Origin of the sequence: Parabacteroides sp. ASF519 (assembly GCF_000364265.2) — a bacterium.
GTDB classification, from domain to species: Bacteria; Bacteroidota; Bacteroidia; order Bacteroidales; family Tannerellaceae; genus Parabacteroides; species Parabacteroides goldsteinii.
Window position 1 is genome coordinate 1134618 of the sequence record NZ_AQFV02000006.1, and the last position, 14302, is coordinate 1148919.

A 14302-nucleotide genomic window follows, 5' to 3' on the forward strand; every position below is an offset into this window, starting at 1 on the left:
TTTAATTTCCAAATATACAAAAATATTATTACGATGTTATCGTAAATAGCATATAAATAAATTAATTACGATCTGATCGTATGTTGTTGAGCATATTTTTAACATCTGTTCTCATTTCCCGGATAGCCGTGCTCTCTACTTTCGGTTCTTTTTTCAGTACGGCGTCAGCCGCTTTGATAAACTTATCTTCCTGAAAGAAAGTAGGTTCCGAGTAAAGTTTGGTAAGCAGGTAATACGGATAGATCCGTTCCGGTAACATATCGATCGCATGCAGCAATAAATTTTCCGCTTTTTGATAGTTTCCCATCGACTGCTCATTTTTTGCCGCCATATAATGTATCATCGGATCACCGCTCAACTTCATTGCCCGTTCCAATAACCGGTTCGCTTCTTCAAACCGTTCCGATTTGCTCAGGCACTGTGCTGCCTCGAACAGCAACTCCGGTTTATGTCCCATCAACGGCACCAGTTCCTCATATCCTTCACCTGCCGCCTCATAAGCCTTACTATTATACAACATCTTCAACGTATTCCATTTTTTATATCCTTCATAATACCCTTTCTGCTGCCGGAAAATCCACCCGCAACATATAGCCAGCACCCCTATCATAGTGACAGAAAGTATCTTTCTCCCCTCTCGAGAGGGGGTAGGGGGTGTGTCAGTGTCAACCGAAATATCAGCGTCAACCGGAGTCTTACTATTAGCCACCCCCATCAACACCACCAACACCACCCAGAACTCCGGCAACTGCAACGGATACGATGCCAGGCTGAACACCATCAGCGCCAATATCCCTCCGGCCGCTCCCGCCTGTCTGTTTTTCACCCCCCGGAACAAGGAATAGCTTAACAACAATACAAAAACCATTAAACCCACCAGCCCCTGTTCCAAACCAATTTGTAAGAATTCATTAAATCCGTATTCCGGACATCCGGCAACCAGCATCTCTGTCTCCGAAGCCTTTCCCGAAGTGAAATACTCCGCCTGTGCTTCTGCATAAGCAGCCGGAAAACCACCCGTCCCGGTTCCTGTCCAGGGCTGTTCCCTGATCGCTTGTCCCGTCACTTTCCATAAAAGTAGCCGGCCATTGGCAGAATCTTTCTTTAGCAGATAAATACCCGCCAATGCACCGGCTATGGAGATCAGGATCAAAATAGAAGATGCGATAGTTAAGGTCCGGTTTCCATTAATGTATCTTTTAGTCTTTTCCCATCCGATCCGTTGCACCCAATACACCCATCCGCATGAAACGGCAGCCGCTATCCATGCCGTCCGGCTCATCCCAGCAGGAAGCACGACGATGATCGCCAGTAAACCGATCCATCCTAGGTAATGCAGATAAATCTTTGTTTGTCGTAGGATCATCCACAGGCAAACCGGCAATACGATTGCGAGATACCCCGAATAAGGCCCCGGATTATAAAAATCCCCGGTCAGCTTGAACAAGGAATGGTTAGATCCCTCGAATCCATGTAACTGTCGCATTCCCGACACGGCTTCAATCCCTCCGGTCGCAACAACCACCGCCAGGAAAAATAGCTGTAACTGCGGCCATCCGGTCAATATGAACCGCAGTAGAAACCACAATACGACTAATTGCCCGCCAAACAACATTTTCTCCGGTTCGGCACCCAGTTGCCGGTTATAAGTAAGCGCAACGATAACCGCCAAAACCAGTACCAATCCGTCTGCGACCGAAAAGACAAACGGCTTTGCCGGTTTCATCAGAACAGCCGTCACCAGGCTGCATGCTGCCAGCAGCAACATCGCCAGATGAAACCAAAGAACTTTCCCTGTGACCAGTCCGTTAGCCAGCCCTGTGTCTGTGGCAAAAACGGTGCACAGCAGAAAAATTCCGCTGATGGCGAGTAATGAGTAACTTATTTTAATCATAATTAATATATCCTCATGCTGTCATTTTCCAGAAAAAATGCCCGCTGGTTATACATATGTATCGGTATATATAGCCATAATAAAGCATTTTCCGGGATATTGTTATATGTCAATGTCGTGTCGGTCTCCGATATATATTTTAGAGAGATAAAACTTTTGCTTTGCGTATCCCAGTAAGATAATGTATGCAGTTCCTTATAACCTGCCGGACGTTTGTGTATCGTATAAGACCTCTTCTTTTGCACCTCGGGGATGAATTTATGTATTTCTCCCTCTGTGCTGACATAAAATGGGGCTGTTATAAACCGTAGGGAGTTTTTGTTCGGAGCGTCTGCTATCATGAATATATTATCTCCAACGACATCGTTAAAATAGCAGATCGAATCTTTTCTGTAACCAAGAGCTATGTCAGTCCATTTATTATAGTTGAAATTGCATAAATAAACCTGGTTACTGTGTTTATTCTCTTTTAGATCTATGTCGATAGCGACTTTTATAGTGGTAGGCTTATCCAGATATTCAGTTGTAACATCCTGTATTAACGGACTTTTAAAATAAACTGCATAGCCATCGTCGTTTTTTCCGTAATCAGCAGTTAAAAACGGATCAAACCGCTGGCGATAGACTTTGGCAGGTCTAAGACTACGTGTTTCAGAAAATGATCGGGCATGAGTACCCGGTGCCAGATTTTCTCCAAAACTATGAAAGTGTCCGTTATCCAGCACGGCACACCAGCAATGTCCCCGATCCATTTTTACCCAGGTTGTCTGATCTATGGTAACGGGAATACCGACAGATCGCATAACATATGCTATGAAATTGCATAAGCCATCACAAGTGCCGATTCCCGAACGATATGTTTCGTCGATAGTCGGATATAAGTCGAGCCCGGTATCTTGATATCTAACTATTTTTTCTATCTTATTACGCAGTACGATACAAGCATCCAATGGCGTTTTTACATTCGCAGAGTCCAGTAGGGGAAGGAAACGGTCCATCAATTCTTTCCTCAGATTCGAGACTTCTTCATATTGTGCCCGATAAGGAAGGATATATCTGCAGAAGTCCGTAAATGAAATATCTTTTGCCCAGGGTTTTTTCCAGACGTTGAAAGCCAGTTCTATATTGTTTATAAGAAAGCGGCTGTCAATTGCCGATATGTCGTATTTATTATGTGTTTCAATTCTATATCCTTTGCCGGCTAAAGAGTCGCAATGCTTTTTCACAGCTTGAAACCCATCGAAAGCTGTAATATCCGGTCTATATTTTTCTTTTCCGGAGGAAGTATAATATTGTTCCCGTGTGAAATGATAAGGCATATTTTCGATCAGGAAACGGGCGGCAGCTAGCTTTGTCGAATCCTTTTTATAATGGTCGAGTACTTTTTCAAGCTCCTGCCGGTTTTCTTTCGCACGCTCAAGAGCCTGTTCCAGTTTTTTATCGTACTGTGAACTACAAGCCATTAATAAGATGGCTACTAAGATCTTTATACTTGTTGTAAATAAATTTTTCATGATTTTTGGTTTTAATGAATGACTTTTAAAAAGCGGTTCCAGCGAAACTTATCTGTATACGGGTCAACTGATTTCCAGATGATCCAGGCTTTTCCAACGATATATTCTTCAGGCAGTAATCCCCAATAGCGCGAATCCTGCGAGTTCATGCCGTTATCGCCTGCCATAAAATAGTAGTTTTTCTGAAAGCGGTAACCGTTGATTGGAGTCCCGTTCAGAAAAATTGTCGAGTCCTTATATTGAAGGCTTCCTTGTTGTTCCCATTCGATCAGTTTCCTATATAACCGGCAGTTTGTTTGATTCAACGTGATGGAATCTCCTTTTCCGGGAATATATAACGGTCCAAAATCTTTGATATTCCAGCTAATGATACTGTCGAATGGAAAACTATGAAATATACCATCCTCAAACTGTTCAGTTGTTGCGATTTTATTTTGTGATTCCATATTACCGAGAGACGTTTCTATGCCTTTCACATGAAAAAAGCCGTTTTGGATGGACAAAGTATCACTCGGTAATCCTACACATCGCTTGATGTAATATTTGAGAATATGCATTTCGATTTTATTCCAACTGTTTGGATGTGGGAAGTTAAATACGAGAATATCATTTCGTTGAATCTTTTTGATCCCTGGAATACGATAAATCTCTGTTTGTTCGTTTCGCATGGAAGCAAATAGGTTGAATACACGTGGTCCTATTGTTGGTTTTAAAACCAATATATTGTCACCGATTGTCAATTCCGGCTCCATGGAATCGCTGGGTATTTTGAAAGAAGAGAACAAGAACACTTGTAGCGTAAACCATAAAACAGTGACCATACATGACCAAAAGACGATGTCAACCGCTTTATTGATTAGATTGCGTATATGCTTCTGCTTCTTCATATAATAAAAAAGTTATTAACCAGATTAATTTGCTAGGGGATCTCCAAAAGGAGTCTGAAAAGATTTCTTCAGATTCAATCTCTTGGGTTATCGATGAAAATTCTATTGTGTGTTCACTTAATTGCTGCAAGAAAAAGAAAGAATAGACTGAAGGTTATATAAAATGGTATTAGAGTATTCATGTTATTGATTATTTTTTTAGATTATTATATGCCTTTATTAGGATTAATAAACATTCCCTTTCAGTGTGTATTTTATAGTCTTGTTGTTACTGCATTTTATTGTAACTAATTCATGGAAAAATCCTCTACTATAAGGCTCTATTAGTATTTTTACTTTTGTACTATCACCTTTATTTATGGGTTTCTTATCGTATGTGTATTTGGTGCATTTGCAAGTAGTATTTATTTCAGATATAACAATAGGGTTGTTCTCATTATTATGTATATTTAGTGTGATTGTTTTTTTCTTTGATATGTTGAGTTTTCCTAAATCAATTTCATTGATAGTGGTTTTTTTATTATTATAGTTGTTTGATAAACACTCAGGGCTTATTATTTGTTTCAAATATAACTCTTTTACTGAAATGCTAAATATCGGATTGCCAACAATAACTATATTGTTATCTTGGTCAAGTAAAAAAGTCTGTAATTCAATGTCTTTTGGAAAATTATTCGCCTTGTTGAATAAGTCATTTTTGTCAAAGCAAACAGGGTAATCAAATTCACTTTCTTCTAAAATGTAATTTATTTCTTTGTAGTTGTTAGAATTTATAATAAAAACAAACGAGATGTTATTTTGAGAAACATTACTGAATTCATTTATTAAATCTTTCCAAAGATGCATTTTTAATTTACAAGCGATACATCCAATGGAATCAATATAGGTTACTAATTTAAATTTCTTTTTTAAATTCAATGTTTCTTTCTTTTGAGATTTGTGATTGACAAATTGAATATTAGAAGGGAAAATAATGTTTTTTCCAATCAGTTTTGGTAAAATAGATTTATTAGTTTTGTTTTCAATGTTGCAACTACAAATTGAAAAGATTAATATAATATATAAATATAGATGTTTCATGCTTTATAAATTACTGATAAGTTTGATTTTTTGAAAACAAAGGACGTCATCGCTATAATTAGGGTTTTTGAAATGACTACAGCTAATATATAACCCATCTTTTCTAATTAAGTGAGCTGTTGGTACATAAGTGAACTCAGGAAATAATTTTTCTCCTATAATATTTAGATCTTTATCTAAGATTACAATCGTGAATAGCTTTTTTCCATAACGTGTAATTTCCAAATAACTATCTTTTGAGTCAACTTCTGTTTGTGGACATGCAAAACGATAATATACGTTTCTGTATTTATCAAATATAATATCTTCATATGTGGCTTCTTCACATCCTGCTTTTAGTATTTTGTTAAAATCATTATTGTTTAATCTATTTACTTTTACCTCTGGTATGTATTTACTTTTAACTTGCCTCTTTTCAACTTTTTTATGATCAAGAGAAGTTTTATAAATAATATCACTATAAAGAAACGAATAAATGAAATTTTCTCCGTCAAAAATACGTCTATACTGATATCCAAATCCAGCATTCGTTCCCAGATCTTCTAATGAAATGATTTTTGGATACTTTAATGGTGTTAATTCTATTGTGTTATTAGTTGTATCAATGATGGCTGATATACTACTTTTTTCCATTATTTCACTTCCATATGTTCTATTTAAATTTTGTGTAATGTAGAATTTATTATCAATTAATTCCATTCTTCCTAATGTATTTAGAACCCTAGTTAAAGGTTCTCCATTTTGTGCTTTTGAAAAATCAATTTTATTGATAATATTCCCATTCCCATCACTTTTATACAAGAAGGTAGTATATGGACTTAATAAGTAAATCTCATTTAAATTTTTAATATAGAAGTCGTTAATGTATCCAACAATACTGTTATCACCTTCTGTATTATATACTATTTTTTTATATATTTCTCCCTTTGAAATGTTGTATATAATTAATTGTGGTGTTTGTTTATTTACAAAAGCGATATATTCTGAACTGTCGAATTGATAGTAAGATATGTTATTTAAAGGAATATATGTGCTATCATCCAAATGTATATTTAAATATTCATTTGTTGCTTCCAAATCGTAAACAAATATATCAGTTTTTTTGTTTTTTTGATTGCAAGAGATAAAAAATATGAATGATAATATGTATAATAGTGTTTTCATATAAATCTGTAATTTAATAGAGAAAAGGCTGAATAGAAAGCTTGTCGCACTTGTTTTCAGTGTTTTATGATTGTAACAGCTTTTTATTCAGCCCGATATTCATTTTACATACCGCATGGGCATCCTAGACCAAAACCGTTATCACATTTTATGTAATTTCGGTCTTCCCAATAACAATTGAAACCACCTTCTCCTCTAGCTAATGCTTCTACATTAGCCAACGCCAAATCCGATAATTCTACTTCATTTTTGCTCTGGTTGAAGTTCCAGCTGGCTGTTAGAGCCATAGCAGCGATAATAGCTACCCCTAAGATCTTTTTTTTCATGATCTTTCTCTACTTTAAGTTATAATTTAGTTTATTTTCTATCTTTACTTATTATTTAAGCTCGGATAGTTTAATGATATTTTCTGTTGTGTCAGTTATATTTCCATCATGTACTTACCTTTCTGATCACCGAACGTTTCCCTTTATCTCAACCTTGACAGGTAAGTTGTTAATACTATTGTACTTAATTGTTATGACTTCATCGAAGAATCCTGTATCCTTTGGTGTCATCTTGATTCCCACGCGAAGGATTTCTCCGGGTTTCGTAGGTCGTTTGTCATACGTAGCTGCTGTGCAGCCACAGGTGGTGCTTGCGTCTACTATCACGAGGGGACTATCCCCTGTATTTTTAACCTCTATGGTTGTTTCTTTTATTTCAGATTTGTCGAAAGTACCAAAGTTAATTTCTGAAGGTGTGACTTTGGCAGTCGTTTTCGGTATGCTTTTATTGGGATTGTCTTTACCTGTAATCTGTTTCAAGTAAAGATCTTTCACTACTGTGTTGTGTATGGGATTTCCCAGAGCAACTATTTTATTATTTTTATTCAGCAAGAATGTTTGAAAAGTTATATCTGCCGGAAACTTGTTTAACTTGTTTAATCGGTCGTCAAAATCAATGCAGACAGGATGATCAAAACCATCACGTTTTAACAGATAACGTATTTCTTTTGTATCCTTCGGGTGTAAAAAGAAAAGAAAAGTAACTTTTCTTTGTGCTACTGAATTAGTGTATTCAATAAATGCTTTCCATTTATGTAGTTGTAGCTTACAACTGGTGCAACCTATTGAGTCAACATATACTAATACTTTATATTCTGATTGTGGAATTTGGAAATCAGTTGTGTCTGTCAGATAACGGGTGAAAATAAGATTGTCAGGAAATTTGATCTCTTTTCCCTGCCATTCATTTACCAATTCCGCAATTTGCTTTTCTTTCTCTTTCTGCTCGTTTTGGCAGGAAAAGAAGATTGGTAATAATACTAGTATGATTGGATTTAAAGTTTTCATCTTGTCCTTTAAATTTTAAATTCTATAATCGGATCATCACTTTCAACCTCGGTTGCGACGATTGTATTTGTTTTTTCGTTTATATCAATGCCATATATCGCTCTGTCAAGAGTGTATTTTTGAACAGGATTACCCTGTAAGTCGAAAACATAGATGAACCGACTTCCATCTTCCGGTTCTTTTCCTCGTTGATAGGCTGCTAGCATTTCTTTAAATTTTACTCCTTGAAATACAGCATAAATATGTTTATCTGTTACTTTTATGTCACTAAATCCCATAATGCCTATAGGAATACTTGAGCCATTTTTGCCTATTTTGAATTCAGGTTCTCCTTCCGGACCATATAAAACTTTATGAGTATTCTCTTTTAAATTGTAAATTTCTAGTGTTTCCCCTAGTTGCGTAGCCATAGCCAGTATGCCATTCTCCGGATTGTAATCCATAAAACTACGCCATGCCTGTGCTAATGCTGGACGGGATATTTCTTTATCGGCTGTTTCGCTGGGTATTTTACCTTTGCTTTGGAGCGGTTGACCATTGTTGTCTACTTCCCAAAAACGGTGCTCTCCCAGATAGTCCGGAATCAAAAAGCCCGATTCCATCGCATAAAAGTCTAGCGAACGGACTAATTTCTTATTTAATTTAATCTCCTCTACCCGCTCCGCAGAACCGGTAGAAGGAGTGATTTTCCAACGTGTAATCTCCATCTTGTTGGCATCGAGTGTCCACAAAGAGTCCAGAGAATTAAATTGGATGTTTTCTGCTGATAACATCTCTTCCGGGGCTTCCCCACGTTTTCCAAACGAAACAACGTGTTTCCATTCCGGATAGGTAAAGGCATGTAAGTAATGATCCATATTATGTAAATCCATTACTACCGCTATACTATCCCTGACCGCCACCCGGAACGGGTAGCGGAGCAGGATAGTATCCAGAGGAATTATCTGGGCACGTATTGCTTTCTCCTCGGGAAAAGTTGTATAACGGGGGTAGTGCGTACCGGGGGAACCGGTACAACAAATCAAGCCTTTTGTAATGACTATACCTATTAATATGTATAGGAGATGTTTCATGAATGCTAGTCTAAGCTGTAGTCATCGACAATATATTTTACTTTATTGCCACTGGGACAGTCAAGAGAACCAGTACCACGACAAAACCACATACTAGTTCCACCTTCACCAGCGGCCAAGGCTTCTATATTGTCCAAAGCTACATCTGATAAGGAAGTGTTTTTTTCTTCCATGAGATAAATACCTCCTGCTAGAAGTATTCCCATTACTGTTACTTTAATAAGAGTTCGTTTCATTGTTCTTTAATATTTTGTTCGCAAAGTATAGGAGGTCCCGTAAAAGACCAAATATTTGCACTGACATTTCACTGACAGCCTGAAATAGACCTGTTTTTGATCTGTTTGTACAAATTTATGCTTCAGATAGAGTAAGATTGCTTACTTTTGTAAGTAGTAATCTAAAAGAGTAAATAATGATTTTGCTAGTAAAAAAGAAGCTATTTGTTGGATGCTTGTCTCTGTGCATGTTGATGCTGCTTATCTATTTCGGATATATATTTCGCGAAAGACGAAAGTCTGTATTATCAGATATTCGTAGCCTATGCAACGAAGTTATACATCAAGATAAGGAAAATAGATTGCTAGAAACGGGTTCACAGTCTTTTTCTGGATATAGGTCGCTAGCAAGTGATAGTTCTACTATTTCATACTCTGGTGCTCAGGTGGAGAAGGTCGCTAAAAATACCAATTCTTCTGATTTAATAACTGAAGAAAAGCAGTATAGAGTTGATCAATCTTTCCTTTTAATGGAGAATCCTATTGATGTGGTAGTTTTGGACAGTCTGTTTAACTTGGCTTTACAACAGGGTGGCATGATCAATGTACATGCTGCATTGGCTTATACTGCAAATGATGATCAAACAGTATATAGTAATCCGGATTTGACTTTTTATAAGTCTGCTTGTGCTTTGCCACCAATTACTACAGGAGTAAAAGATGAAATTGTCTTACAGGCCTATGTAAAGATGCCTTTTTATTGTGTGATCAATAGGAGCAAAGGACATTTCATTATTGTCGGAGTTATCTTTTGTCTTCTTTTGGGTCTCTTAATTGCTACCAGGTATAGTAAGAAATTTGCGACGCCGGTTTGTGAAGAGCCCAGAAAGTTGATAAAAATCAAGGAGAATATACTGTTTGATGAGGGCAAAGGTATTCTTTATTATAATGTTGATATTAAGGTGTCGCTTGAAAATTATAAACTGAAACTTTTTGTTTTATTATTGAATAGTCCTGAACATTTTCAAACTTCAGAAGATATAAAGAAGATCGTTTGGGGAAAAACAGGGGCGACAAATGATACATTAAATACAACAATCAAGAGACTGCGAGCCGACTTGAAGCCAATTCCGGATCTTAAGATTGTGCATGGAAACGGAGGGTATCGCTTGGAGATCCTCTAAGATCTTACCACCATATCTGTGTACCGTTCTCATAAGTGAATATTCGTTCTTCATTTCCTCTGCTGTGGTTGTGGAGTAAATAGAGGGTTTGGGAAGGAATATCGTTGTATGTTACCTGTTCTTTATCTGCAATAACTTTTCCGGCAGATTTCCATTCTCCGGCTTCAGACCAATACATTAGTTCATAGGTATCGCCAATACGGATATTATTATCGTCATTTCTGAACTGATAATAAATAGTCGTTACTTTCTGAGGTCTTTCCAGGCTTAAGCCCGCCCAGGCCCCGTTGGGTTCTTTAGCATCATAAAATGTTAGCGGATCGTTATCGAATACCGCTTTCTTGGTCCGGTTCGGATCGTTTTGAAAAGAACCTTCCGTCCCTATAATTTCTCCTTCTAATGGTTTATCGCTTTTAGCTGTATAAAATCTGACTTCAGCCATATTGCAGCAACCATCTGTTCCTGACAGATATCGGAAGTATTTGAATTGTCCGGACTCCCGGATATTGATGATGTAAGAGTTCATTGTCGCTTCATGTGTAATGGTATATAGTGTGACTGAGTCTTTGAAATCAATGCGGTTAGCTCCCTGGAACTTTCCGTTCAATGTTCTTTTCTTATACCAGAACCACCATTTAGGGATGGAGTGCTTACGTGTTAAAGTCATATTTTGCCGATGTTCATAATCTGCTTTCAGAAAGTGCGTTTTGCCATTGTCCCCGACAATAAAAGGATCTGATGCCGGGACAAATACATTATTCTGATAATAACCTGCCATATATGCAATTCCGGATTCCAAATGTGTAAATACACCTTTATTGTTGTTTATCTCGGTCCAGGCTACTGGTATCCAGTTTTTGTTATCGAAAACACTGAGATATAGTATTTTCTCCTTTTTATTCCTGTTGGAGATTATAATGTTTGCTTTATCCTCGAAATATAGGTCGGATACGTTTTTCATGAATACACTGCTTAGAGTGGAGGGTATCGGTTTGTTCCTGTAAACTATGGGTAAGCTGCTTTTTTGTACGGAAAAGCATTTCCGGTAAATGATTCCCCTTTTTATCTCTGTCCCAGGATCGGGCTTTGAGCCGGGGCGCAGGTCGTATAACGCAAATTCGGTGTGTTTTCCGGCCGTATTAGTTACATAATTCCAGGAATGCCCTTTGTGCATTCTGTCAGGATGCTGGAGAATAAAGTCGATGCCTCCTGAGATACCCAATGCACGCATGATATAAACACTTAAATCACATCGGTCGTCACATGTCCCGAATCTGTTGTCTAATAAGGCTGTTGCCCCTAAATGTGGAAACTGATGTTTATAATTAAAGACCCAGGTTTGCTGTTCTATATGATCAAAAATGATTTTGCATGCTTTGACAGGGTCATTGTCTGTGTGTGATGAGTCCAAAAGTGGTTGGTAACGGTTATAATAAGTTTCTCTCCAGTCTTCTAATGGCTCATCTCCAATCCGGTACGGGAGTATTGTTTCGCAGAAATCGTCAAATGAGATGTATTTGCCCCATGGTCTTTCTTTCCAGACTTTAAAAGACAGATCTATATTCTTTATCAGATAGTCGGCAGTAATAATATGGGCATCATAAACTTTCCTGAATGTACTGTAAGAGAGTATCCCGAAACGTTTTTGGGCAATTCGTATTGCTTCGTCATCAGAGCATTTATTTTCTATAGCAATCTTATATAGATTGTTTTTATATTGATTGAGTTGTTCACTTTCATATGAAAAGTAGAACGGCATATTTTCAATTAAGAATTTTGCTGCTTTGAGTTTAAGCGAATCATTTTCGTAATGCTTCAATACTTTTTCTAGTTCGCTTCTGTTTTCTCCGGCAAATTTTAGAGCTTCATTCAATTGTTCCCTGTCCGATGGTCCGCAGGAAAATATAATGATCGGCAATAGTATGAAAATGAAATTTCTCATGTATACATTATTTGCGTGCAAATAAACATATTAAGTTCCATTCTCCCGGCTTTTAGTTAATGACATTTCACTGACAGTATTGATTTAAAAAGCTTTTGATTGGTTTGTTTTATTTTCTGACGCATCAGTATATACATATTTGCATTCTGCAAATACAGGTGTTTGCTCTATCTTATCTTCCAAATCCGTTTCATTGAGATCGTGGTGTGTCAATTGTCAAAAAGGTGTTTATTATGCTGTTTTTGCATTAAAAGGATTTATAATAAGCAGATAAACTTACGGGGGTATTTTTAACAGTGACCGTTTTAGTAAGTTTTCTTACACATTATTTAACATAATGCTTTTCTATACTCGTTTTTCGGTCAAATCGAATTTCGTTTAAACAAAAATTTATCTCGTTTTAAACAAAAATTCATCTCGTTTTAAATGAATATTTTTTCAGTTTAACTGAGATAGGAGTTCGGTTTAACAGAGAAAATGTTAAAAATACTTGAATTTTAAATAGTTCGTGTGTTTTTGGACTCCGAATTGTATGTTTTCTAGCATGTTTTTTCTACAGAAGGCGTCTGATAATGAGATGAAATGGTCTTTCATAAATTGCTTATAAATCAGTATTAGAGAATAAAAGGTTATAATAATTCCTATATTTCTTTCGTAATTAATCATTTATTCTCCTTTTATTGGCAATAGGATATAAGCGAACCTTCGGAGATTGGCTTGGAAAGTCCCTTGCACGTCCTCAGGTTCATATATTCAAACTATGAAGTACTTAAAATGTCATTTTGATAAAAAGGAGAACAGGGATAACGAAGTGATTACCTTGAAGCTGTTTGTAATTAATCTGGGTGAATGAGATCTACAATTAAATTATCGGAATCGTTTTTATCATGAATGTTGTCAACAAAAAGTATGATGCCGTTATTGATTGTATTCCATCCCGTGTAAGGGTTGAATCTGTTCGAAGCTAATTTACTTTCATATACTTTTTTGAAAGACTTGTCAAATAGCATCAGATACAAATCGCGTTCATATGCTATTGTGTCTAAATTTTTATGGGTGTCGAAGGTTGTACCGGCAAAATGTAAACGTGCATATATTTGATATTCCGGAATATACATTACATCGAAGAAATGCGGATTTTCAATGCCATGTATCTGCCATTTTGAATAATCTGTCGTTGAAGGACATTTGTTGGCTTTGTTGGAGGTGTATTGGCTGCTTGCATCAATAGTTGTTCGTTCTCCTGTAAGTGTATTGAGGGTATAAATATGTGATTCGATCGGATAGTTGTATAAAATTTCTTCTCCGTTAAAATTCACATTCGGTTCATTCATATTGGCATAGCCTTGACTGATATCCGGTTCTACGACTGAAGGGGAGAGATCAAATGTGATAGTCTTGCCGGTTTCATTCAAGAAAACTTCTTTCACCTTGAAACTTATTGGGGATGTCGATTTATCCTTAACCGCGAACAGTAGTGATTGGTGTTTCAGGTTATATCCTAAATGGGTAGTAGAGATTGCGTGGTTAGTATGAATGATTATTTCTTCATGCTCCTGGATATAGTCATGACAGTTTATGCGTTTTATAATATTACCTTTTTGAGAAATCAAAGAGATACGTTCGGAGTCATCGAATACCCAGATAGAATCTACGCTATGAGCATATATTCCGGCTAATCGGGAGATCATATTAGGACCATCGTTGTATAACGTTACTTGTGATATTTTCTGCGTTGTTAAATTGATATAATCCAATGCATGTTCTTTATAATTATATCCGACAAGTATTTTTGCCGGATCATTATGTACAGCAGATGACAGATAGTATGATTTTAGTTGTAATATGTCAGAAGAGGGAAAACGAATCTCCTTTTGCTGAATATCAATCAAATTCTTATCAAACTCTGTTGTCTTCTCTTTTTTCCCTGTACAGGATATCAATACAAGGCTGATGAATAAATAGTAAAGCTTAGAAAATTTCATAACTTAGTTTCAATAAAAAATAAGACGTTC

The 14302-nt window shown here is 36.6% G+C and carries 12 protein-coding genes; 1 reads left to right on the forward strand and 11 read right to left on the reverse strand.

Annotated features, from left to right (window positions below):
* Window positions 1-61: 61 nt before the first annotated feature.
* From C825_RS04315 to C825_RS04355, 9 genes are all read right to left on the reverse strand, one after another.
* The gene (locus tag C825_RS04315; RefSeq protein ID WP_010801527.1) at window positions 62-1894 is read right to left on the reverse strand and encodes an O-antigen ligase family protein; all 1833 of its coding nucleotides are present in this window, start codon (window positions 1892-1894) and stop codon (window positions 62-64) included.
* Window positions 1895-1896: 2 nt separating this feature from the next.
* Window positions 1897-3408, reverse strand: coding sequence for a transglutaminase domain-containing protein (locus tag C825_RS04320; protein ID WP_010801528.1), 1512 nt, complete (start codon window positions 3406-3408; stop codon window positions 1897-1899).
* A gap of 11 nt (window positions 3409-3419) precedes the next feature.
* Window positions 3420-4295 (reverse strand): signal peptidase I, encoded by an 876-nt coding sequence (gene lepB, locus C825_RS04325; RefSeq protein ID WP_010801529.1) that lies wholly within the window; start codon window positions 4293-4295, stop codon window positions 3420-3422.
* Between the two features lie 225 nt (window positions 4296-4520).
* Window positions 4521-5375: a DUF1573 domain-containing protein gene (locus tag C825_RS04330; RefSeq protein WP_010801530.1), complete on the reverse strand. Its 855-nt coding sequence runs from the start codon at window positions 5373-5375 to the stop codon at window positions 4521-4523.
* A gap of 3 nt (window positions 5376-5378) precedes the next feature.
* Complete coding sequence (locus C825_RS04335) at window positions 5379-6539, reverse strand: DUF4221 family protein (protein ID WP_010801531.1); 1161 nt, start codon at window positions 6537-6539, stop codon at window positions 5379-5381.
* 104 nt (window positions 6540-6643) lie between these two features.
* A complete protein-coding gene (locus tag C825_RS04340) occupies window positions 6644-6865 on the reverse strand; it encodes an NVEALA domain-containing protein (RefSeq protein WP_010801532.1) in 222 nt (73 codons plus the stop codon).
* A gap of 126 nt (window positions 6866-6991) precedes the next feature.
* Window positions 6992-7873, reverse strand: coding sequence for a DUF1573 domain-containing protein (locus C825_RS04345; protein ID WP_010801533.1), 882 nt, complete (start codon window positions 7871-7873; stop codon window positions 6992-6994).
* A gap of 8 nt (window positions 7874-7881) precedes the next feature.
* Window positions 7882-8946 carry a BF3164 family lipoprotein gene (locus tag C825_RS04350; RefSeq protein ID WP_010801534.1) on the reverse strand — a complete coding sequence of 355 codons (1065 nt, stop codon included), beginning with the start codon at window positions 8944-8946 and terminating at the stop codon, window positions 7882-7884.
* Between the two features lie 5 nt (window positions 8947-8951).
* Entirely contained in the window at window positions 8952-9182 is a 231-nt protein-coding gene (locus tag C825_RS04355; protein WP_016213073.1) for an NVEALA domain-containing protein, read from the reverse strand.
* A 176-nt stretch (window positions 9183-9358) separates the two neighbouring features.
* Between C825_RS04355 and C825_RS04360 the strand changes: the two genes are divergently transcribed.
* Window positions 9359-10345, forward strand: coding sequence for a winged helix-turn-helix domain-containing protein (locus C825_RS04360; RefSeq protein WP_010801536.1), 987 nt, complete (start codon window positions 9359-9361; stop codon window positions 10343-10345).
* A 4-nt stretch (window positions 10346-10349) separates the two neighbouring features.
* On the opposite strand, the gene C825_RS04365 is transcribed toward C825_RS04360, so the two are convergent.
* Both C825_RS04365 and C825_RS04370 read right to left on the reverse strand, forming a co-directional pair.
* Window positions 10350-12287, reverse strand: coding sequence for a discoidin domain-containing protein (locus tag C825_RS04365; protein ID WP_010801537.1), 1938 nt, complete (start codon window positions 12285-12287; stop codon window positions 10350-10352).
* A gap of 836 nt (window positions 12288-13123) precedes the next feature.
* Window positions 13124-14272, reverse strand: a complete 1149-nt coding sequence (locus C825_RS04370) for a hypothetical protein (protein ID WP_010801539.1) — start codon at window positions 14270-14272, stop codon at window positions 13124-13126.
* Between the last annotated feature and the right edge of the window lie 30 nt (window positions 14273-14302).